General features: G+C 61.6%; 18 protein-coding genes. 12 read left to right on the top strand and 6 right to left on the bottom strand.

Features of this window, described 5'->3' with window-relative positions; genetic code table 11:
- Window positions 1-108: 108 nt before the first annotated feature.
- Entirely contained in the window at window positions 109-1,065 is a 957-nt protein-coding gene (locus AC0IYN_RS16485) for a glucokinase (protein WP_471842333.1), read from the bottom strand.
- Window positions 1,062-2,888 (bottom strand): phosphogluconate dehydratase, encoded by a 1,827-nt coding sequence (gene edd, locus AC0IYN_RS16480; RefSeq protein ID WP_471842332.1) that lies wholly within the window; start codon window positions 2,886-2,888, stop codon window positions 1,062-1,064. Before edd ends, AC0IYN_RS16485 begins: the two co-directional genes overlap by 4 nt.
- A gap of 221 nt (window positions 2,889-3,109) precedes the next feature.
- Here edd and gap point away from each other — a divergent pair, with 221 nt between their 5' ends.
- The 7 genes from gap (at window position 3,110) to AC0IYN_RS16445 (ending at window position 12,058) form a co-directional block, all read left to right on the top strand.
- A complete protein-coding gene (gene gap, locus AC0IYN_RS16475; RefSeq protein ID WP_015885658.1) occupies window positions 3,110-4,111 on the top strand; it encodes a type I glyceraldehyde-3-phosphate dehydrogenase in 1,002 nt (333 codons plus the stop codon).
- Window positions 4,112-4,273: 162 nt separating this feature from the next.
- Window positions 4,274-4,792 carry an RNA polymerase sigma factor gene (locus AC0IYN_RS16470; RefSeq protein WP_314567128.1) on the top strand — a complete coding sequence of 173 codons (519 nt, stop codon included), beginning with the start codon at window positions 4,274-4,276 and terminating at the stop codon, window positions 4,790-4,792.
- A gap of 74 nt (window positions 4,793-4,866) precedes the next feature.
- The gene (locus tag AC0IYN_RS16465; RefSeq protein ID WP_406599938.1) at window positions 4,867-5,835 is read left to right on the top strand and encodes a FecR family protein; all 969 of its coding nucleotides are present in this window, start codon (window positions 4,867-4,869) and stop codon (window positions 5,833-5,835) included.
- A gap of 115 nt (window positions 5,836-5,950) precedes the next feature.
- Window positions 5,951-8,515, top strand: a complete 2,565-nt coding sequence (locus AC0IYN_RS16460; RefSeq protein ID WP_406599939.1) for a TonB-dependent receptor — start codon at window positions 5,951-5,953, stop codon at window positions 8,513-8,515.
- 138 nt (window positions 8,516-8,653) lie between these two features.
- Complete coding sequence (locus AC0IYN_RS16455; protein WP_406599940.1) at window positions 8,654-9,262, top strand: biliverdin-producing heme oxygenase; 609 nt, start codon at window positions 8,654-8,656, stop codon at window positions 9,260-9,262.
- A 116-nt stretch (window positions 9,263-9,378) separates the two neighbouring features.
- On the top strand, window positions 9,379-9,780 hold the full coding sequence (locus AC0IYN_RS16450) for a YbaN family protein (protein ID WP_406598663.1): 402 nt from the start codon (window positions 9,379-9,381) through the stop codon (window positions 9,778-9,780).
- Window positions 9,781-9,919: 139 nt separating this feature from the next.
- Window positions 9,920-12,058 (top strand): methyl-accepting chemotaxis protein, encoded by a 2,139-nt coding sequence (locus AC0IYN_RS16445; RefSeq protein WP_471842331.1) that lies wholly within the window; start codon window positions 9,920-9,922, stop codon window positions 12,056-12,058.
- 102 nt (window positions 12,059-12,160) lie between these two features.
- Here AC0IYN_RS16445 and AC0IYN_RS16440 read toward each other — a convergent pair whose 3' ends face one another.
- Entirely contained in the window at window positions 12,161-12,724 is a 564-nt protein-coding gene (locus AC0IYN_RS16440; RefSeq protein WP_053135698.1) for an NAD(P)H nitroreductase, read from the bottom strand.
- Between the two features lie 139 nt (window positions 12,725-12,863).
- Here AC0IYN_RS16440 and AC0IYN_RS16435 point away from each other — a divergent pair, with 139 nt between their 5' ends.
- The 5 genes from AC0IYN_RS16435 to AC0IYN_RS16415 all read left to right on the top strand — a co-directional run bounded on the left by AC0IYN_RS16435 (window position 12,864) and on the right by AC0IYN_RS16415 (window position 20,852).
- Window positions 12,864-14,291 carry a di-heme oxidoreductase family protein gene (locus tag AC0IYN_RS16435; RefSeq protein WP_457239971.1) on the top strand — a complete coding sequence of 476 codons (1,428 nt, stop codon included), beginning with the start codon at window positions 12,864-12,866 and terminating at the stop codon, window positions 14,289-14,291.
- Between the two features lie 31 nt (window positions 14,292-14,322).
- On the top strand, window positions 14,323-15,387 hold the full coding sequence (locus tag AC0IYN_RS16430) for an imelysin family protein (RefSeq protein WP_071489310.1): 1,065 nt from the start codon (window positions 14,323-14,325) through the stop codon (window positions 15,385-15,387).
- Between the two features lie 2 nt (window positions 15,388-15,389).
- Complete coding sequence (locus AC0IYN_RS16425) at window positions 15,390-16,487, top strand: DUF1513 domain-containing protein (RefSeq protein WP_078050051.1); 1,098 nt, start codon at window positions 15,390-15,392, stop codon at window positions 16,485-16,487.
- 204 nt (window positions 16,488-16,691) lie between these two features.
- Window positions 16,692-17,822 (top strand): efflux RND transporter periplasmic adaptor subunit, encoded by a 1,131-nt coding sequence (locus AC0IYN_RS16420; RefSeq protein WP_471842330.1) that lies wholly within the window; start codon window positions 16,692-16,694, stop codon window positions 17,820-17,822.
- A 3-nt stretch (window positions 17,823-17,825) separates the two neighbouring features.
- Window positions 17,826-20,852: a multidrug efflux RND transporter permease subunit gene (locus tag AC0IYN_RS16415; RefSeq protein WP_457239969.1), complete on the top strand. Its 3,027-nt coding sequence runs from the start codon at window positions 17,826-17,828 to the stop codon at window positions 20,850-20,852.
- Window positions 20,853-20,912: 60 nt separating this feature from the next.
- Here the strand turns inward: AC0IYN_RS16415 and AC0IYN_RS16410 are convergent, their stop codons facing one another.
- Genes AC0IYN_RS16410 through AC0IYN_RS16400 form a run of 3 tightly spaced genes read right to left on the bottom strand, consistent with a single transcriptional unit; the run spans window position 20,913 to window position 22,541 of the window.
- Window positions 20,913-21,140 (bottom strand): hypothetical protein, encoded by a 228-nt coding sequence (locus tag AC0IYN_RS16410; RefSeq protein WP_406598639.1) that lies wholly within the window; start codon window positions 21,138-21,140, stop codon window positions 20,913-20,915.
- The gene (locus AC0IYN_RS16405; RefSeq protein WP_406598640.1) at window positions 21,137-21,856 is read right to left on the bottom strand and encodes a lipopolysaccharide kinase InaA family protein; all 720 of its coding nucleotides are present in this window, start codon (window positions 21,854-21,856) and stop codon (window positions 21,137-21,139) included. Before AC0IYN_RS16405 ends, AC0IYN_RS16410 begins: the two co-directional genes overlap by 4 nt.
- A 4-nt stretch (window positions 21,857-21,860) precedes the next feature.
- Entirely contained in the window at window positions 21,861-22,541 is a 681-nt protein-coding gene (locus AC0IYN_RS16400) for a class I SAM-dependent methyltransferase (protein WP_078050056.1), read from the bottom strand.
- Window positions 22,542-22,686 lie beyond the last annotated feature (145 nt).

Below are 22,686 nucleotides of genomic sequence, written 5' to 3'. Positions count from 1 at the left end.
CTTGAGGCCCCCTTCGCGAGCAAGCCCGCTCCCACATTTGCCTGCATTCCAACATTGGAATGCGATCGAATGTGGGAGCGGGCTTGCTCGCGAAGGGGCCATAACTCACTACGCAAAGGCCTGTTCGAGCGCCACCCCAGCCCCGGTCAACCCGGAATACGGCGCGGTCACCAACCACACCGGAATACCTTTGAAGTAGTCGCTCATGCAGCCTTTGTCGCTGAAGCTCTTGGCAAAGCCGCTGTTGATAAAGAAGTCGGCAAACCTCGGTATCACCCCGCCCACGATGTACACGCCACCGCGTCCACCAGTGGTCAGTACATTGTTGCCGGCAACGCGGCCCAGCCAGATGCTGAACTGGTCCAGGACTTCCATCGCGATCGGGTCGCCGGCCAGTCCGGCAGCCGTAATGGCTTCGGGCGTGTCCAGTACCGGGGTGTGCCCGTCGACCGCACAAATGGCGCGGTACAAACGGGGCAGCCCACCACCGCTCAGCGCGGTCTCGGCGCTGACATGGCCGATCTCAGTGTAAATGTGCTGCCACAGCTGGGTTTCCCGCGGGCTGCTCAGGGGCAGGTCGACATGCCCGCCCTCCCCCGGTAGCGCCGCAAAGCGGCCAGCACCGAGGTCCAGCAGCGTCCCGACACCCAGGCCAGTGCCTGGGCCGATCACCACCGCCGGACGCAACGGCTCCGGCGTGCCCGCGCAGACCACGCGGAATTCATCGGGCTTGAGGCGGGTCATGCCCAAGGCCATGGCCGAGAAGTCATTGACCAGCAGCAGTTCATCGACCTGCAACGTCTTGCAAAACGCAGTCTTGCTCAGGCGCCAGTGATTGTTGGTGAATTTAAATTCATCGCCGCTTACCGGCCCGGCCACCGACAGGCACACCGCACCGATGTCGCCGATTTCCAGGCCTTCCTCTTTGAGGTAGACCTTGATCGCCTCTTCAGGACTCGTGTGATCCACCGTGGCATGCACACGGATCGAATGCAGCTCCTGATCGCGCCACAACGCAAAACGGGCGTTGGTACCCCCGATATCACCGACCAGCGCAAGCTTCACTTAAGCGTCTCCAAGGCAGAGGTAAAGGCGCTGGCGCCTTGCTCTGCAGAGCTTGCGGCCAAGCGCATAAATGCAAACAGCTCGCGACCGGCCCCCACGTTATTGCCCAACAGGCCCGTGGCAGGCGCGCGCGCCGCAAATTCGTCGGCGTCCACCTTAAGCTCCAAGGTGCCCTTCACGCCATCCACGCGAATGATATCGCCATCGCGCACCCGCGCCAGTGGCCCGCCGCTCTGGGCTTCGGGGTTGACGTGGATCGCGGCGGGGATCTTACCCGACGCGCCGGACATACGCCCGTCTGTTACCAGTGCGACTTTGAAGCCACGGTCCTGCAACACGCCGAGGAACGGCGTCATCTTGTGCAATTCGGGCATGCCATTGGAGCGCGGCCCCTGGAAGCGCATCACTGCAACAAAGTCTTTTTCCAACTGACCGGCCTTGAACGCGTCGGCCAGATCTTGCTGGTCCTGGAACACCACCGCCGGCGCTTCAACAATTTGATGCTCCGGCGCTACGGCAGACACTTTCATCACGCCGCGACCGAGGTTGCCTTCCATCACACGCAAGCCACCTTCCGGCGAGAACGCACGGGCCACTGGCCGCAGGATGGTTTCATCGAGGCTTTCGATGGGACCGTCGCGCCAGATCAGCTCGCCGTCGACCAGGAAGGGTTCCTGGGTGTAACGGCTCAGGCCCTTGCCGGCCACCGTGTTGACGTCTTCGTGGAGCAGGCCGGCTTCGAGCAGCTCGCGGATCAGGAACGACATGCCGCCCGCCGCCTGGAAGTGGTTGATGTCGGCCTTGCCGTTTGGATACACGTGGGACAGGGTCGGCACCACCTCGGAAAGGTCGGCCATGTCGTCCCAGGTGAGGATAATGCCCGCCGACATGGCGATGGCCGGCATGTGCAGGGTGTGGTTGGTGGACCCGCCCGTGGCGTTGAGGGCAATGATCGAGTTGACGATGGATTTCTCATCGACGATCTCGCCGATCGGCGTGAAGTTGCCGTTGGCCTTGGTCAGGCGCGTGACCTGGTGCGCGGCTTCGCGGGTCAGGGCATCACGCAGCGGTGTGTAGGGGTTGACGAACGAAGCGCCCGGCAAGTGCAGGCCCATGACTTCCATCAGCAATTGGTTGGTGTTGGCGGTGCCGTAGAAGGTGCAGGTGCCAGGGCTGTGGTAGGACTTCATCTCCGATTCCAGCAGCTCTTCGCGGGTGGCCTTGCCTTCTGCGTAGCGCTGGCGCACGTCGGCTTTCTGTTTGTTGGAGATACCCGACGGCATTGGGCCGCCCGGTACGAAGATCATCGGCAGGTGGCCGTAGCGCAGCGCGCCCATCATCAGGCCGGGGACGATCTTGTCGCAGATGCCTAGCATCAGCGCGGCGTCGAACATGTTGTGGGACAGCGCTACCGCTGTGGACATGGCAATCACTTCACGGCTGAGCAGGCTCAGCTCCATGCCAGGTTCGCCCTGGGTCACGCCGTCACACATGGCGGGGGTGCCGCCGGCGAACTGGCCGACCGAGCCGACTTCGCGCAGGGCTTTCTTGATCTGTTCAGGGAAATGTTCGTACGGCTGGTGCGCCGAGAGCATGTCGTTATATGAAGAAACAATTGCCACGTTGGCGGCATTCATCATGCGCAGGCTGTTTTTGTCTTCGGTGCCGCAACCGGCCACGCCATGGGCGAAGTTGGCGCATTGCAGCTTGCCGCGCATCGGACCGTCGCTGGCTGCGCCGCGAATGAGCGCAAGGTAAGCCTCGCGGGTGGCGCGGCTGCGGGCGATAAGCCGTTCGGTGACCTCAAGGACGCGGGGATGCATGTGTAGAACTCCAGGCTAACGGATGTGGCGACCTGAGTGTCTATGCTGATCAAACGCCCGCAGCGCATGGGATGGCAGGGAGTCGTTTGGATCATCGGACCAGTTGATTCAGGTCACTCGTTGTAGATTGAACAAAATATTGCCACTAAAAAGGCTTGTTTTCTATTTTTATGCGAATAATCTTGTAATTCTTACAACAAATCGACGACAGGCACTTTCCAATGACTCTTCGTATCGCAATCAATGGTTTTGGCCGTATCGGCCGTAATGTCCTGCGCGCACTGTATACCCAAGGCTACCGCCAGGATTTGCAGATCGTCGCCATCAATGATCTGGGCGACAGCTCGATCAATGCCCACCTGCTCAAATACGACACCGTACATGGCACTTTCGAAGCAGAGGTCGCTCACGATCAGGAAAGCCTGACCGTCAATGGCGACCGGATTGCCGTCAGTGCCATTCGCAACCCCGCCGACCTGCCTTGGGCCGCGCACAAGATCGACGTGGTGTTCGAATGCACCGGCCTGTTCACCGACCGTGACAAGGCTGCCGCCCATATTACCGCTGGCGCGCGCAAGGTGATCATCTCGGCCCCGGCCAAGGGCGCGGACGCCACTGTGGTTTATGGCGTAAACCATGACATTTTGCGTCAGTCCCACCAGATCATCTCCAACGCCTCGTGCACCACCAACTGCCTGGCGCCAGTCGCCCAGGTGCTGCACCGTGAGCTGGGTATCGAAAGCGGCCTGATGACCACGATTCACGCCTACACCAACGACCAGAACCTGACCGACGTCTACCACACCGACCCGTACCGCGCGCGTTCGGCCACCCAGAACATGATCCCGAGCAAGACCGGCGCCGCCGAAGCGGTAGGCCTGGTGCTGCCGGAATTGGCGGGCAAGCTGACCGGCATGGCCGTGCGTGTGCCGGTGATCAACGTGTCGCTGGTTGACCTCACCGTACAACTGAAGAAAGAAGCCACTGCCGAAGAAGTCAACGCGCTGCTCAAAGAAGCCAGCCAGCACTCGAAGATCCTCGGCTACAACACCCTGCCGCTGGTTTCCAGTGACTTCAACCACAACCCGCTGTCGTCGATCTTCGACGCCAATCACACCAAGGTCAGTGGCAAGTTGCTCAAAGTGCTGGCCTGGTACGACAACGAGTGGGGCTTCTCCAACCGCATGCTGGATAACTGCCTGGCGCTGTGCAACGCCGAGTAATCCTCGCCCAAGTAGGAGCTGGCTTGCCAGCGATAGCGATCTCACGGCGCTATCGCCGGCAAGCCGGCTCCTACAAGGTTTCGCGACACCGGGCAACGTGTCACTTGCCATTTGAGTTGATGATAAGCATTATCATTAACTGCAAACCGGTCTGGTATCACTGTGAGCCAATCTCGCTTCAACCACGTCTTTCTCACCCAACGGGTGATTCTGCTTCGCACCTTGCAGCGGATGGTGAATAACCACAGCACCGCCGAGGACCTGTTGCAGGAAACCTACCTGCGCGTCACCCGGGCCCTCAGTGAGCGACCGATCGATCACCTTGAACCCTTCGTCTATCAAACCGCGCGCAACCTCGCGCTGGATCATCTGCGTGCGCGTCGGATCCAGGCTCGTACGCTGCAGGAAGATGTCCCGCTGGACGTCCTGCAAAGCGTCGCCGCCCCGATCAGCACGCCCGAAGATGCCACCCAGGCCGAGCAGATGCTTGAAGCCCTCAGCGTCAGCCTCGGCCAGTTGAGCGCCCGCCAACAGCAGATTTTCATCCTCAGCCGCCTGCATGGTTGCAGTTACCAGGAAATTGCCGATCAGCTCCAAGTGTCCTTGAGCACGGTGCAAAAGGAACTGAAATTGATCATGGCCATCTGTGTAGGTGTGGCCGAACGGCTGGATCGGCCTTAAGCTTCACTCGACAGAATCGTCGACCCAAGCTGTAGGAATGTTGAATAGAACGTGGCGAAGACCCGAGGAACACCGTGACGGACCCGAATAAACTGCGCCCCCATGAGCTGGCTCATGAGGTGTTGCAAGACACGGCTATGGACCAAGCCCTCGACTGGCTGATCGCCCTGCAGTGCCCGCAGCCCGGGCAACAGGCCGAATTCGAAGCCTGGCTGGCCAGCGACCCCGCCCACGTCCACGCCTTCGGCAAGGCCCAGGCTGCCTGGGGTGGCGCGCCGGTGCACAGCGCCGCCGTCGCACTGGCGGTGCCACGCAAACCCAGCGCCTGGCGCCGGATCAAGCCGCACTGGAAGCCACTGGCCACCGCCGCCGTGTTGTTGATCGGCCTGTTCAGCTTCAGCAATTTGCCGGTACGCCTGCAAGCCGACCACCTCACCGTGGTGGGCGAACGCCAGCGCCTGCAATTGGACGACGGCTCCAAAGTGTTGCTCAACACCAACTCGGCGTTTTCCAGCAGCATCAAGGACCACCAGCGCATCGCCCGCCTGTACCAGGGCGAGGCGTTTTTTGAAATCGTGCCCAACCATGGCCTGCCCCTGGAAATCGACGCCGGCCCCGTGCGCGCCAGCGTGCGTGATACCGCGTTCGCCGTGCGCTACCTCAATGGCGAAGCGCAGGTGCAAGTGCAGCGCGGCGATGTCGACCTGAGCAACACCTTCGATGATGCCCGCGTGCGCCTGCGCGCCGGTGAAAGCATCCGCATCGGGCCCAAGGGCTTCGGCCAACCCGCCAAGCTGGACGCCAACAAGGACCTGGCCTGGGTGGAAGGCCGGCTGATCTTCGAAAACTGCCCCATGAGCGAAGTGCTTGCCGAACTGCGCCGCTATTACCCTGGCTGGATCGTCAACACCAACGATCAACTCGCCAGCGTCGCCGTCACGGGCAATTACCGCCTCGACCAGCCCCTGGACGTGGTGCGTTCACTGGCGCACATCACCTCGGCCAAGCTGTCGGAATACCCGGCGCTGGTGATCCTGAACTAAATGAGAATTATTTTTACTCGATAGCCAACGATGGTACGTCTCGTCTTAGCCAATGCAACTGATTCCTATTTGTTTCAGTTCGCAACTATAAGATTCGTACCCCGGAGCGCTCTCGATGTCCTCTTGTTTCAACCGCCGGTCCTCTTCGCCCGTCCTGTCCTTGCTGACTGCAGCCATCCTGCTGGCCGGTGCGCCAGTGATGACGGCCACCGCCGCAGAACCCGCCCCGCGCAGCCACGGCAACTACAATTTCAGTATCGAGCAGCAGCCGCTGGTCTCGGCACTCAACGCTTTTACCGCCGTGACCGGCTGGCAGGTCGGCTTGCCGGCCGAGCTGGGCCAGGGTGTGTCGTCCCCTGGCGTACGCGGGCCGTTGTCGCCGGAAAAAGCCCTGGACCGGCTGTTGGTGGGGACCAACCTGAGCTACCGCAAACTGGGCAGCAACAACATCGTGCTGGAGAAACGCGCAACGGGCGGCACCCTCAACCTGCAGCAGGTGACCATCAGCGCTACCCGTAACGAGCAAAACATCGGCAGCGTGCCCAGCACCGTGACCGTGCAGGAACGCGAGGAGCTGGACCGCCAGAACGTGAATACCATTCGTGAACTGGTGCGTTATGAACCTAACGTCTCGGTCGGCGGTGCGGGTGGCCGCTCAAGCAATTCGGGCTACAACATTCGCGGCATCGACGGCGACCGCATCCTCACCCAGGTGGATGGTGTGGAAGTGCCGGACAACTTCTTCAACGGCCCCTACGCCAAGACCCGCCGCAACTACGTCGACCCGGAAATCGTCAAGCGCGTGGAAATCCTGCGCGGCCCGGCCTCGGCCCTGTACGGCAGCAGCGCGATCGGCGGCGCCGTCAGTTATTTCACCCTCGACCCGGATGACATCATCAAGCCCGGCCAGGACTTCGGCGCCCGCCTCAAGACCGGCTACAGCTCCGCCGACGAAAGCTGGCTGACCTCCGGCACCGTCGCCGGCCGCGTGCAGGACTTCGACGGTTTGCTGCACTTGAGCCAGCGCAATGGCCATGAGATGGAATCCTACGATGGCAACAACGCCACGGGCCTGGCGCGCACCGGCGCCAACCCCGAGGACGCGCGCACCACCAACGTGCTGGCCAAGCTGGGCTGGAACTACGGTGACGACAATCGACTGGGCCTGACGTACGAGAAGTTCAAGGATGATCGCGACGTCAATCTCAAGAATGCCGTGGGTGGCCCGTTCACCGGTGGGCGCGGCTTCAACTTCTACCGTGCGCGGTCGGGCAACGACACCATCACCCGCGAGCGTTTCGGCATCGAAAACCGCTTCGCCCTTGACTCGCCGATTGCCGACCAGATCAAGACCAGCCTCAACTACCAGATCGCCAAGACCGACCAGTCCACTGCCGAAATCTACCAGCCGTCCCGCCGCGTCCTGCGTACCCGCGAAACCCTCTACGAGGAAAAACAGTGGGTATTCGACGCACAGCTGGACAAGGCGTTCAGCGTGGGCGACACCGATCACCAAGTCACCTACGGCACCACCCTCAAACAGCAGAAAGTCACCGGCTCCCGCGAAGGCGGCGCCACCTGCCTGGCGGTCGGCAGCGGTTGCACGGCCATCGGCGCGCCCAGCCCGATTGCCAGCGACAGCGTGAAAAAGGCCAGTGACTTCCCGGACCCGACCATCAACACCTACTCGCTGTTCGCACAAGACCAGATCACCTGGGACAAGTGGACTTTCCTGCCCGCTGTGCGCTACGACTACACCCAGCTCAAGCCCAAGTTGACTGAAGAGTTCCTCAACACTGTCGACCCGACGCGGATCTACGCCCACAGCGACAAGGAAAAAACCTGGCACCGCGTGACGCCCAAATTCGGCCTGACCTACGCACTGACCGATCACTACACCTGGTTCGGCCAATACGCTGAAGGCTTCCGCACACCGTCGGCCAAAGCCTTGTATGGCCGCTTTGAAAACCTGCAGCAGGGCTACACCGTCGAGCCCAACCCAGACCTCAAGCCGGAAAGCAGCAAGGGCGTGGAAACCGGGATTCGCGGCAACTTCGATTCCGGTTCGTTTGATATCGCTGTGTTCTACAACAAATACCGCGACTTCATCGACGAGGACGCCTCCGTCGCCGGCGGCACCTCACAGCAATTCGAAGCCAACAACATCAAGCACGCCACCATCAAGGGGATAGAAGCCAAAGGGCGCCTGAACCTCGATGCCTTCGGCGCACCGCAAGGCCTGTACACCCAGGGTTCGGTTGGCTACACCTATGGCCGCAACGACGACAATGGCGAAGCGCTCAACAGCGTCAACCCGCTCAAGGGCGTATTCGGCCTGGGCTACGACCAGGACACCTACGGTGGCCTGCTGAGCTGGACCCTGGTGAAAAAGCAGAACCGCGTCGACAGCACCACCTTCCACGCGCCTGACGGCAGCACCACTGGCCCGTTCAAGACCCCAGGCTTCGGCGTGCTTGACCTGACCGCCTTCTACAAGGTCACCAACGACGTGACCGTCAACGGCGGCCTCTACAACCTCACCGACAAGAAGTACTGGAACTGGGATGACGTGCGCAGCTACGACGGCGTCGGCGAAGCCGGTGTGACCTCCCCGGCCAACCTCGACCGCCTGACCCAGCCGGGTCGCAACTTCGCGATCAACGTAATCTGGGACATCTGATGAAACCCGCCTCACCCCGGCGCCTTTATTCAACGTCGGGGGTGAGGATTTTTTACTGTGCCGCGTCTTCTTGTTCGTCTAGTTGATAACAGCTCTCTTTCGGGCACCAAGGCGCTTCCCTTCTCAAGGACTTTTTTCATGACCGCTTCCCCAACCGCAGAACGTGCAAGCCTGCGCTCCCAGCGCCTGAACCAGATCACCAACGAGCCACATACCAAGCTCGACGCGCTGGTCAAGGCCCACGCCCCGTTTGAAACCCAGGCCAACTTCGCCCGCTTCGTGGTGGCGCAGTATCTGTTCCAGTCGGAACTGGTAGCCCTGTACAACGACCCCGAGCTGATCAAGATCGTGCCGGACCTGGCCGAGCGCTGCCGCGCCGAAGCCGCCAAGCTGGACCTGGGCGACCTGGACACAGACGTACCGGCACCGGTCGCCGGCGCCGTGAAGAACCCGAGCAAGGCCGAAGCCCTGGGCTGGTTGTTTGTCTCCGAAGGCTCCAAGCTGGGCGCCGCGTTCCTGATCAAGCGCGCCGTCGGCCTGGGCCTGAGCGAAACCTTCGGTGCCCGTCACCTGGGTGAGCCGGCCGGTGGTCGTGCCGAAGGCTGGAAAAGCTTCACCCGTACCCTCGACGCCCTGGAATTCAGCGCCGAAGAAGAAGCCGCGGTGGAAAAAGGCGCGATCGACGCGTTTGTGCGCTTCACCGTGCTGCTGGAACAGGCGTACGCTAGCGCCCCTGAACTGGCCTGACCCTCACCTCCCCCTGTAGGAGCCCGGCTTGCCGGCGATGGCGTTCGTGAAAGCGCCATCGCCGGCAAGCCGGGCTCCTACAGGGGGTGAAACCCCTTCTCGTGCAAATCGCTCCCATGACCGGCAAAACCCAATCCACCTCGAAAATCGCCCGGATCCTCTTCGGCCTGCTGGCCTACGTCAGCCTGGGCATCGGGCTGGTGGCGATTGTCATCCCGGGTTTGCCCACCACCGAATTCATCCTGCTCGCCGCGTGGGCCGCCACCAAAAGCTCTCCGCGCCTCAGTGCCTGGCTGGAAAACCACCGGCTGTTTGGGCCGATCCTGTTCAATTGGCGCAACGGCAAGATCATCGCCCGTCGTGCCAAAGTCAGCGCCACCGTGAGCATGCTGCTGTGCGCCCTGTTGATGCTGGTGATGCTCGATCATGGCTGGCCGATCTACCTGGCCATTGCTGGGATGAGCCTGGGCAATCTGTGGATCTGGTCACGCCCGGAACGGCTTGCAGCGCCCGTATAATGCTGCTTGTAGGGTTTTTCCTACCGCTCATCGCCTCTCTCTCATGAATTGAATCATGACGCCGATGTTTCAGACATAGCGCTGAATGGACTTGGCCTGCACTGCGTGCCTTCAAACAAGTCCATTCGTGAGTGAACCTATGTTCGACACCCTCTCCATTCGCTTGAAAATCGTGTTGCTGTCGGGCCTTTGCCTGTTGGGGGTGATCGCGCTGGTCGTCGGCATCAACCTCTACAACACCAACCAGAACGATCAACTGGTCAGCGACTCCAGCTCGCGCATGCTCACCGCCAGCGTGGAACAACTGCTGCAGGCCAAGGCCGCCGAGCAAGCGGTGCAGTTGCAGAAAACCTTTGGTGACAGCCTGGTGGCCGTGACCGCCCTGGCCGATCAGATCAAGGACCTGCGCAACCTGGCCGCCCAGCGCGGACTGGAGCCTGGCGCACTGCGCGAAGCACTTAACCAGAGCCTGAAAACCGCCTTCGAACGCAATAGCAAAGTGTTGGGCATCTGGCTTTCATTCGAACCCAATGGCCTGGACGGCAAGGACAGCGAATTCATCGACGACAAGGCTCGCGTCTCCAACGAAAAGGGGCGGTTCTCCAGCTACTGGAGCCGTGCAGGCGGCGAAGGCTTGAACACCATCATGGTCGAGGACGACCTGACCAAGACCACCCTCAACCTCAGCGGTACGCCCTACAACATCTGGTACACCTGCCCACGCGACACCCGTAGCACTTGCCTGCTGGACCCGTACGAAGACACCGTGGCCGGCAAACCCGTGTTGATGACCACCATCTCCCTGCCGCTGATCGTGGACGCGAAAGTCATTGGCGTGGTGGGCGTCGACATCGCCCTCAACGCCTTGCAGGCCAGCACCGACGCGGCACAGAAAGACGTGTTCAATGGCGCTGCGCACCTGGAAATACTTTCCAGCACCGGTCTGATTGCCGCCTACAGTGGCGAGCCGGCCAAGGTCGGCAAGAACCTGATCGACACCCTCGGTGCCGAAGGCAAGGAAATCGTGCAACTGCTGGCGAGCGACAACCGCATGATTCGCGAACAGGACGGCACCATTCGCGCGGTGTACCCGGTGAAGCCGATTGCCGATGCCAAATCCTGGGGCGTGGTGATCAAGCTACCAAAAGCGGTGATGCTCGCCGACAACGTCAAACTGCAAGCGGTACTCGATGACGCTCAGGAAGCCGGCACCCTCAAGGCGCTGCTGGTGGCTGCCGCCGCCGGCCTGCTGGGCTTGTTGCTGATCTGGCTGACCGCCACCGGCGTCACCCGCCCAATCAACAGCGTGGCAGCCATGCTCAAGGACATCGCCAGCGGTGACGGCGACCTCACCCAACGCCTGGCCTATGCCAAGAAGGATGAACTGGGCGAGTTGGTGAACTGGTTCAACCGCTTCCTCGACAAGCTGCAACCGACCATCGCGCAGATCAAGCAAAGTATCACTGAAGCCCGTGGCACCGCTGACCAGTCCTCCGCCATCGCCCGCCAGACCAGCGAAGGCATGCAGGTACAGTTCCGCGAAATCGACCAGGTGGCCACCGCGTCCAACGAGATGAGTGCCACTGCCCACGACGTCGCCAACAGTGCCTCGAATGCCGCCAGCGCGGCACGCGGGGCTGATCAGTCGGCGCGCGAAGGCATGTCGATCATCGAGCAGAGCACTCGCGACATCACCACCCTGGCCGAAGAAGTCAGCAAGGCCGTGGGCGAAGTCGAAGCCTTGGCGGTCAACAGCGAACAAATCGGTTCAGTGCTGGAAGTGATCCGCAGCATCGCAGAGCAGACCAACCTGCTGGCGCTGAACGCCGCCATCGAAGCCGCACGCGCCGGGGAAAGCGGCCGTGGCTTTGCGGTGGTGGCCGACGAAGTGCGCAACCTAGCCAAGCGCACCCAGGATTCGGTAGAGGAAATCCGCCTGGTGATCGAACGCATCCAGAGCGGCACCCGTGGCGTGGTGGCCACTATGCATTCAAGCCAGAGCCAAGCCCAGAGCAATGCCGGGCAGATTCATCAGGCGGTGCAGGCCTTGGGCAAGATCAGTGACGCGGTCACCGTGATCAGCGACATGAACCTGCAGATCGCCAGCGCCGCCGAACAACAAAGCGCCGTGGCCGAAGAGGTCAACCGCAACGTCTCGGCGATCCGCACCGTAACCGAGACCCTCACCGGCCAGGCCACCGAGTCGGCGGCCATCAGCAGCCAACTGAATGCATTGGCCAGCCAGCAAATGAAGTTGATGGATCAGTTCAGGGTCTGACAGCTTGCACAAAACCCTGTAGGAGCCGGCTTGCCGGCGATGGCAGCCTTGAAATTGATGCCACTCTCAAGGGCCTCATCGCCGGCAAGCCGGCTCCTACCATTAGAGACCAGTCCAAGCCTGGACAAACGCCGCCACATCCTCTTTAGCCGCGGTACGCGGCGGGTTCTGCGGCGTGCCCAGGTAAAGGAAGCCAATCACTTCCTCATCCGCCGTCAGCCCCAGGCCTTTGGCGACATGGGCCGAGTAGGACAATTCGCCCGTGCGCCACACCGCGCCGATCCCCTGGGCATACGCGGCCAACAGGATGCCGTGGGCGGCGCAGGCGGCGGCCAGCAGTTGCTCGGATTTCGGCACCTTGAAATGTTCTTGCAGGCGGGCAATCACCACCACCACCAGCGGCGCGCGCAACGGGCCGTTCTGGGCCTTGTCGATGGCGGCTTGCGGCGCATCGGCGTCCTGCAGGCGTGCGGCTTCGGCCAGCAGCGTGCCCATCTGCTCACGGGCAGCCCCTTCAACCGTGAGGAAACGCCAAGGGCGCAGTTGGCCGTGGTCGGGCGCGCGCATGGCGGCGGCGAACAGCACGTCGCGCTGCTCCTGGGTCGGTGCCGGTTCCAGCAGGCGTGGCACGGAAACACGGTTGAGCAAAGCGTCGAGAGCCTGCATTGGCCACCTCCAGAAAAAAATGTGCGGTCATTCTAGCGGGAATGAATCGGATTCGACCAAACGATAATTGCTCTTATTCATTGCGCCCCGCCCTGTTAGACTTTGCGACCTTATTTTTCGTCTTCGTCCGGGAAACTCGATGTTCCGTTCGCTTTTTCGCCTGTCCGCAGCCGTGCTGGCCTTGAGCCTGAGCGCCTGCGATGACGCGCCCAGGTTTACCAAGGCCGAGCCGGGTGAATCACGGGCGGGCGGCGCTGCGACGGTGAACAAGCGTGACCAGAACGCGTTTTCCCTGCCTTCGGCCAACCTGTCGCCCACCCGGCGCCTGGATTTCAGCGTCGGCAACAGCTTCTTCCGCAGCCCCTGGGTGATCGCGCCGTCCACCACCACGGCGCGTGATGGCCTGGGCCCGTTGTTCAACACCAATGCCTGCCAGAACTGCCATATAAAGGACGGTCGCGGCCATCCGCCGCTGCCCGACGCCCCCAATGCGGTGTCAATGCTGGTGCGCCTGTCCATTCCGGATACCCCGGCCTACGCCAAGCTTATCGAACAGGTCGGCGTAGTGCCCGAGCCCGTCTACGGCGGGCAACTGCAAGACATGGCCGTGCCGGGCGTCGCACCTGAAGGCAAGGTGCGCATGGATTACACACCGGTCAACGTGACGTTCAAGGACGGCACCGTAGTCGAGTTGCGCAAGCCAGACCTGCAGATCACCCAGCTCGGTTATGGCCCCATGCATCCAGAGACACGCTTCTCCGCACGCATCGCCCCGCCGATGATCGGCCTGGGCCTGCTCGAAGCCATCAGCGACGCCGATATCCTGCGCAACACCGACCCGAAGACTGCCGACAAGGAAGCCATCGTTGGCCGCGCCAATTGGGTCTGGGACGATGCCCAGCAAAAAACCGTGCTCGGGCGTTTTGGCTGGAAAGCCGGGCAACCCAACCTCAATCAACAAAATGTTCACGCGTTTTCTGGTGATATGGGCCTCACCACCTCGTTGAGACCCTTCGATGACTGCACCGATGCCCAAGTCGCCTGCAAACAGGCCCCCAACGGCAATGGCGCCGATGGCGAGCCGGAAGTCAGCGACAACATCCTGCGCCTGGTGCTGTTCTATACCCGTAACCTCGCCGTGCCGGCGCGCCGGGGCGTCAACACGCCGCAGGTGCTGGCCGGCAAAAACCTGTTCTATCAAGCCGGCTGCCAGGGTTGCCACACGCCCGCGTTCACCACGGCCGCGAATGCCGCTGAACCTGAGCTGGCCAACCAAATGATCCGCCCCTACAGCGACCTGCTGTTGCACGACATGGGGCCGGGCCTGGCCGACAACCGCAGCGAATTCAAGGCCGGTGGCCGCGACTGGCGCACCCCGCCGTTGTGGGGCATTGGCTTGACGCAAACCGTGAGTGGCCACACCCAGTTTCTGCATGACGGCCGCGCCCGCAACCTGCTCGAAGCCGTGCTGTGGCACGGCGGCGAAGCACAAGCGGCGCAGCAGCATGTGTTGTCCTTTAATGCCGAGCAGCGCGCAGCGTTGCTGGCGTTCCTGAATTCTTTATAAGCTTCGCCCCAATTACAGAAGGGAGCTCGACATGTTCCGTCCCAAGTTGTTGTTCACCAGCCTGGCCGCCCTCGCCCTTGGCGCCTGCTCGCCCCAGGACCCGCAAGCGGTGACCTCGGCGGCCATCGCCAAGCAAGTGATCCTGCCGACCTACAGCCGTTGGGTTGAAGCCGACCGTCAACTGGCCGTCAGCGCCCTTGCCTACTGCCAGGGCAAAGAGAGCCTGGACACCGCCCGTGCAGACTTCCTCCACGCCCAAAAAGCCTGGGCCGAGCTGCAACCTCTGCTGATCGGCCCGTTGGCCGAAGGCAACCGTTCGTGGCAGGTGCAGTTCTGGCCAGACAAGAAGAACCTGGTCGGCCGCCAGGTCGAGCAGTTGGTCGCCAGCCAGCCGCAGATCGACGGTGCCGCCCTGGCCAAGTCCAGCGTGGTGGTACAAGGCCTGTCGGCCTACGAATACATCCTCTATGACGCCAAGACCGACATTGCCGACGACGCCCAAAAAGCCCGTTATTGCCCGCTGCTGGTCGCCATCGGCGACCGTCAGAAGGCCCTGGCCGAAGAGATCCTGGCCAGCTGGAACAGCACCGACGGCATGCTCGCGCAGATGACCAAGTTTCCTAACCAGCGCTATGCCGATTCCCACGAAGCCATCGCCGACCTGCTGCGCGTCCAAGTGACCGCACTGGACACCCTGAAGAAAAAACTCGGCACGCCGATGGGCCGCCAGACCAAGGGCATCCCGCAGCCATTCCAAGCCGATGCATGGCGCAGCCAGTCGTCCCTGCAAAGCCTCGAAGCCAGCCTCGCCGCCGCCCAGACCGTATGGGTCGGCGTCGACAACAAAGGCCTGCGTGGCCTGCTGCCGTCCGAGCAGAAGCCATTGGCCGACAAGATCGACGCTGCCTATGCCGCGTCCCTGAAACTGTTCGCCAGCAACCAGCGCACCCTCAACGAACTGTTGAACGATGACGCCGGGCGCCAGCAGCTCAACGATATCTACGACAGCCTCAACGTCGTCCACCGCCTGCACGAAGGCGAACTGGCCAAGGCGCTGGGCATCCAACTGGGCTTCAATGCCAACGACGGTGACTGATGATGCTCAGGCGACAGGCTTTGGCGGTTGGCAGCGTGCTGCTCAGTGCACTCACTCTGGGTGGCTGGACGCTGTTCAAAAGCAAGGACAAGGGTCCGCTGCTGCTGTCGGCGCGCGATGATGCGGACGGCAAGCACTACGCCGTCGGCTACCGCCTGGACGGCAAGCCGGTGTTTGCCACCCAGGTCGGCCAGCGCTGCCACGACATCATCAACCACCCGACGCTGCCAATCGCGCTGTTTGTCGCCCGTCGCCCGGGCACCGAGAGTTACCTGATCGACCTGCGTGATGGCGCGCTGCTGCAAACCATCACCTCCCACGCCAATCGCCACTTCTATGGCCACGCGGTCATCCACAAGAGCGGCGATTGGCTGTACGCCACCGAAAACGACACCTCCGACCCCGGCCGTGGCCTGCTCGGCGTGTACAGGTTCGAAGGCGAGCGGCTGGTACACAGCGGTGAGCTCTCCACCCACGGTATCGGCCCGCACCAGGTGTCGTGGATGCCCGATGGCGAAACCCTGGTGGTGGCCAACGGCGGCATTCGCACCGAAGCCGAAAGTCGCGTGGAGATGAACCTCAACGCCATGGAACCGAGCTTGGTGCTGATGCACCGCGACGGCACCTTGATCAGCAAGGAAACCCTCGGCCAGCAGATGAACAGCGTCCGCCACATGGGGATCGCCAGCGATGGCACCATCCTCACCGGGCAGCAGTTCATGGGGCCGTCCCAGGAGCGCTCCGAGTTGTTGGCGATCAAGCGCCCAGGGCAGCCGTTCGTGGCCTTCCCGGTGGCCGATGAGCAGTTGCAGGCCATGGGGCACTACACCGCCAGCGTGGCGGTGCACAGCGAACTGCGCCTGGTGGCGTTGACCGCGCCGCGGGGCAATCGCTTCTTTATCTGGGACATGGACAGCGGCGCGCTGCGCCTGGATGGGCCGCTGCCTGACTGTGCTGGTGTGGGTGCCGTCGAGGACGGCTTTGTCGTCACGTCCGGCCAGGGTCGTTGCCGCTTCTACGATTGCCGCCAGAAACAACTGGTAGCAAAACCGTTGGAGTTGCCCGCAGGGCTCTGGGACAACCATCTCCACCTGATCTGACGCAATTCCCTGTAGGAGCCCGGCTTGCCGGCGATAGCGTACTTCACATCGCCGCAAGGCTTGAGGCCCTCATCGCCGGCAAGCCGGGCGCCTACAGGTCCGTTTACCTGTCAGAAATACCGAGTGGAATACCCCCAATACTCGGAGTAATGTTCCGACAATCGTCTGTCTTCGTCTGTCCCAGTTTTTCCAAGGAATCGGAATATGCTGCGCCGTCGCATGCTGATCATGTTGGGTGTCGTCCTGTTAATCGTCCTGCTGTTGGCGGGCTATAAAGCCTTTTCCATCTATCAGCAGATTCAGGTCTTTTCCAAACCCAAGCCGCCGGTCAGTGTGGCCGTCGCGACGGCGGCTGAGCAGCCCTGGCAACTGCGCTTGCCTTCGGTGGGTACGCTCAAGGCGTTGCAAGGGGTGAACCTGAGCCTGGAGGTGGCCGGCACGGTCAAGGACGTGCAGTTCGAGTCCGGGCAGAAGGTCAAGGCCGGGCAACCGCTGGTGCAACTCGACAGCGCAGTGGAAAGCGCCCTGCTGGAAACCGCCCAGGCGGATCTGGGCCTGGCCCAGCTGGATTACGGTCGCGGCAGCCAACTGGTGGGCAGCCAGGCCATCTCCAAAGGCGAGTTCGATCGCCTTTCCGCGCAGCTGCAAAAGAACAAGGCCACGGTCAACCAGCTCAAGGCGTCGCTGGCGAAAAAGCACATCGTCGCGCCGTTCAGCGGCACCATCGGCATTCGCCAGGTGGACGTGGGTGACTACCTGGCCAGCGGCACAGTGATCGCCACCCTGCAGGACATCAGCAGCCTCTACGTTGATTTCTATATCCCCGAACACTCCGTGCCCAAGGTCGCCCTCGGGCAGGCGGTGCAGGTGGAAGTCTCGGCTTACCCTGGCGAGCAATTTCCCGGCAACGTCAGTGCGATCAACCCCAAGGTGGAGAACAGCACGCGCAATGTGCTGGTGCGCGCTACCCTGGCCAACCCGGAGGGCAAGCTGCTGCCCGGCATGTTCACCAGCCTGGACGTGCTACTGCCCAACCCCGCCCCGCAGATCGTGGTGCCTGAAGGCGCGATTACCTACACCCTCTACGGCAACTCGGTGTACGCCGTGGCCGAGAAAAAAGCCGAGAGCGGCGAGGTGGAAAAGGATGCCGATGGCAAGCCCCTGCTGATCGCCGAACGACGCTTTGTCGAAACCGGTGAACGGCGCGGCGGCGTGGTACGGGTGAACAAAGGCTTGAAAGCCGGCGAGCAGGTGGTCAGCGCCGGCCAGCTAAAGCTGGACAACGGCACGCCCATTGCCATCAGCCCGGACAAAAACCTGCCGGCAGGGCACTGAGCCATGAAGTTCACCGACGTCTTTATCCGCCGACCCGTGCTGGCCATGGTGGTCAGCCTGCTGATCGTGTTGCTGGGCTTCCAGGCCTACAGCAAGCTGCCGTTGCGCCAGTACCCGAGTATGGAAAACGCCCTGATCACCGTGACCACCGCCTACCCTGGTGCCAACGCGGAGACCATCCAGGGCTATATCACCCAGCCCCTGCAGCAAAGCCTGGCCAGTGCCGAAGGCATTGACTACATGACCTCGGTGAGCCGCCAGAACTTCTCGGTGATCTCGATCTACGCGCGCATCGGCGCCAACAGTGACCGGCTGTTTACCGAGTTGCTGGCCAAGGCCAACGAGGTGAAGAACAAACTGCCGCAGGACGCCGAAGACCCAGTGCTGAGCAAAGAGGCCGCCGACGCCTCGGCACTGATGTACATCAGCTTCTCCAGCGGGGAACTGAGCAACCCGCAGATCACCGACTATTTATCGCGCGTGATCCAGCCCAAGCTCGCCACCCTGCCCGGCATGGCCGAAGCGGAGATCCTCGGCAACCAGGTGTTTGCCATGCGTATCTGGCTAGACCCGGTCAAGCTCGCGGGCTTCGGCCTCAGTGCCAGCGACATCACCGACGCCGTGCGCCGCTACAACTTCCTGTCCGCCGCCGGCGAGGTGAAGGGCGAGTTGGTGGTCACCAGCATCAACGCCAACACCGACCTCAAGTCCGCCGAGGCCTTTGGCGCGATCACCGTGAAAACCGACGGCGACAGCCGTGTGCTGCTGCGGGACGTGGCACGGGTGGAAATGGGCGCAGAAAACTACAACGCGATCAGCTCGTTTGGCGGCACGCCGTCGGTGTACATCGGCATCAAGGCCACGCCCAGCGCCAACCCGCTGGATGTGATCAAGGAAGTGCGCAAGATCATGCCGGAGCTGGAATCCCAGCTGCCGCCCAACCTCAAGGCAGAAATCGCCTACGACGCCACGCTGTTTATCCAGGCCTCCATCAACGAGGTGGTCAAGACCCTGTTTGAAGCGGTGCTGATCGTGATCGTGGTGGTGTTCCTGTTCCTCGGCGCCCTGCGTTCGGTGGTGATCCCGGTGATCACTATCCCGCTGTCGATGATCGGCGTGCTGTTCTTCATGCAGTTGATGGGCTACTCGATCAACCTGCTGACCCTGCTGGCGATGGTCCTGGCCATTGGCCTGGTGGTGGACGACGCCATCGTGGTGGTGGAAAACATCCACCGGCATATCGAGGAAGGCAAGACGCCCCTGGACGCGGCGCTGGAAGGTGCGCGGGAAATCGCCTTGCCGGTGGTGTCGATGACCATCACCCTGGCGGCGGTGTATGCGCCGATTGGTTTTCTCGAAGGGCTTACCGGCGCCTTGTTCAAGGAGTTCGCGCTGACACTGGCCGGGGCGGTGATCATCTCCGGCATCGTCGCCCTGACGCTGTCGCCGATGATGTGCGCGCTGTTGTTGCGTCACGATGAAAACCCTTCGGGCCTGTCTCACCGTCTCGACCGGATTTTCGACGGCCTCAAGCGCCGCTACCAACGCATGCTGCACGGCACCCTGAACACGCGGCCGGTGGTGATCGTGTTTGCGTTGATTGTGCTGTGCCTGATCCCGCTGTTCCTCAAGTTCACCCAGTCGCAGCTGGCACCGGACGAAGACCAGGGCATCATTTTCATGATGGCCAGCGCGCCGCAGCCGACCAACCTCGACTACCTCAACACCTACACCGACGAATTCATCCAGATCTTCAAAGAGTTTCCGGAGTATTACTCGTCGTTCCAGATCAATGGCTTCAACGGGGTGCAGTCGGGCATCGGCGGGTTCCTGCTCAAGCCGTGGAACGAGCGCGACCGCACGCAGATGCAAATCCTGCCCGAGGTGCAAAAGCGCCTGGAGCAGATACCCGGCCTGCAAGTGTTCGGCTTCAACCTGCCCTCCTTGCCCGGTACGGGTGAAGGCTTGCCGTTCGGATTCGTCATCAACACGGCCAACGATTATGAGTCGTTGCTCGAGGTGGCCAACCGCGTGAAAAAGCGCGCGATGGAGTCGGGCAAGTTTGCCTTTGTGGACATCGACCTGGCGTTCGACAAACCTGAAGTGGTGGTGGATATCGACCGCGCCAAGGCGGCGCAGATGGGTGTGTCGATGCAGGACCTCGGCGGCACCCTGGCAACCTTGCTGGCGGAGGCGGAAATCAACCGGTTCACCCTGGACGGGCGCAGTTACAAGGTGATCGCCCAGGTCGAACGTGCTTACCGCGACAACCCCGAATGGCTGAACAACTACTACGTAAAAAACGCCAGGGCTGAGCTGTTGCCACTCTCCACGCTGATCACCGTCACGGACCGCGCCCGCCCTCGGCAGTTGAACCAGTTCCAGCAACTCAACTCGGCGCTGATCTCGGGCTTCCCTATTGTCAGCATGGGCGAAGCCATCGACACGGTGCGCCAGATTGCCGTTGAAGAAACCCCGCCCGGCTATGCGTTCGACTACAGCGGCGCATCCCGGCAATTTATCCAGGAAGGCACGGCGCTATGGGTCACCTTTGGCCTGGCCCTGGCGATCATCTTTTTGGTGCTGGCGGCGCAGTTCGAAAGCTTCCGTGACCCGCTGGTGATCCTGGTGACGGTGCCATTGTCGATTTGTGGGGCGCTGATTCCGCTGTTCCTGGGGTGGTCGAGCATGAACATCTACACCCAGGTCGGTTTGGTCACGCTGATCGGCTTGATCAGCAAGCACGGGATCCTGATCGTGGAGTTCGCCAACCAACTGCGCAAGGACAAGGGCCTGACGCCCCGCCAGGCAGTCGAAGAAGCCGCCGCAATTCGCCTAAGGCCGGTGCTGATGACCACTGCGGCGATGGTGTTCGGCATGGTGCCGCTGATTTTCGCCACGGGCGCTGGCGCGGTCAGTCGGTTTGATATCGGTATGGTGATTGCGACGGGGATGTCGATCGGCACGCTGTTCACGTTGTTTGTGTTGCCGTGCGTCTACACCTTGCTGGCCAAGCCGGACAAGGCCTGACACGCAGGCAAAAAAAAGGGCCTCGCATCGCAAGGCCCTTTTCCGGGGGTTTGAATCGTTTCAACTCTGCGGCCTCATGCCTTGAGACATGCCAAACATGAACAGCAACAGCTCATGATCAGGCTTGACCGCAGTGCTCGCCTTGGCAACGCGCGGCAACAGGCATTGCCCGCCACCCTGCGTTGCGCTGAGCACCTGTGTGCGAGGCTGTTCCCACGCCGCCAGCGCCAGGGCTGCAACGCCCAACGCCCCGACCAAGAACAGACCTCGTGCTATTTCTAGCTTCATCTGGTTAAACCCTTGATAGCGCTGCCAAACGCCGTCTCGTAAAAGTAGCTGAGTTTCGCCCAGTCGGTAGCATTCCACGACGAATGGCGACGCAGTTGCAGCATGTCATGGGAGGCGGCCCGATAAGCGGTCAAGCGCTGGCGGCATTTCTCGAAATCCAGCAGTGCCACTTCAACGTTAGCGGCGTCACCTTCGCCCGTCACCCGCACGAAAATATGCTTGATATACAGGCAACCGTGCTGCCAGCGCCCGCGGTGCATGCGCGCCAGGGTGCCGGCCAGTTCCTTGAGCACGCGCTCGTGCACCCGCTCACCGTACTGCTCACGGCCACCGGCGGCGTACCAGTTTTCAATTTCATCAAAGCCATCCAGGGCGGCGGTCACCAACAGTGCCTGCCAGCGCTGCTCGGAGTCGCGGCGCGCCTCGCAGAAGACCATCTCCGGCACGCGGACATCCAACAGGCGCAGGCCCTTGATCGCGTCCCGCTCGCGCAACACAGTGGGGCGGCCAAACGGATGCAGCCAGCTGCGGTAGATATGCCCGGTCTGGCGCTTGGCGTAGAGCAAGCGTCCATTGGTGCCCATCACGCGCTGCACGCCGCTTTCACCACCACGCCGGCGATTAGGCTCTTCGACCCACTCGCCCTGCTGGCGCCAGAAATAATCAAAACGTTCTTCGGGCGCTACATGACTGCCTGCTACGCACTCAACTGCCATCCTGTTACCTCTTGCGTAATACGTACACTCGCCACATGGCATAGAGCGGAATGAAGTCCAGGGACTCCTGGACTCGAAAACCGGCTTCCTCGAACTCGGCTTCAACAGTAGCAGCCGGTAACACAAATCTATTTTGGTAACCTTCCTGCTCACCCTTCTTGCGACGCTGACCTTCGAGACGCTTGCGTTTCCAGGCTTTGAAGTTGCCATCGACCCACAATGAAACGATCACGCTGTCTCGAGTAACACGCTGAAACTCCCGCAATATCGCCAGCCGGTGCGCCGGATCACCAATGTGGTGCAACAAGCGCATGCAGAAAATGCTGTCGACCGCGTTATCTGGCAAATCGATATCAAAGGCAGATGTCTGCAAGGGCCGTACCCGTTTCACCACATCGGCGGGCTGGGCGACGGTTGCCACCTTTAACATCGACGCCGAATTATCGGCACCGATGATCACGCGGTTGGGCTTTTCGGCCAGCAACGGCCAGAAACGCCCGGCGCCGCACGGCAAGTCCAGCACCAGGCCAGGCTCACCGGCCATCGCCAACGCGCCACGGGCTAATTGCTCGTCGCGTTTGTGGGACAGCCGGCGAGCGAGATTGTCCTGATGCTTGAGCAAATATTCGTGGGCGTGTTCGTCGTCGTACTTTTCGGAAAATTCGAGTTTGATCGGGGTAGACATCAACGGATCTCCAGTAGCTGATGCCTACAACCTTAGGCATCGCGCTGTGATCAACTGGTCAACCCGTTGTGAAAAACTTGTCCTGTCCAATCCCATACATTTCAAGACTTTACAGAGACAAGCAATGGCATGGGGCCATCTTCGC

The sequence above is a fragment of the Pseudomonas sp. AC112 genome, assembly GCF_979253545.1.
Note: the sequence above shows the minus strand (reverse complement) of the source record. Positions and strands in the feature narration are given on the sequence as shown.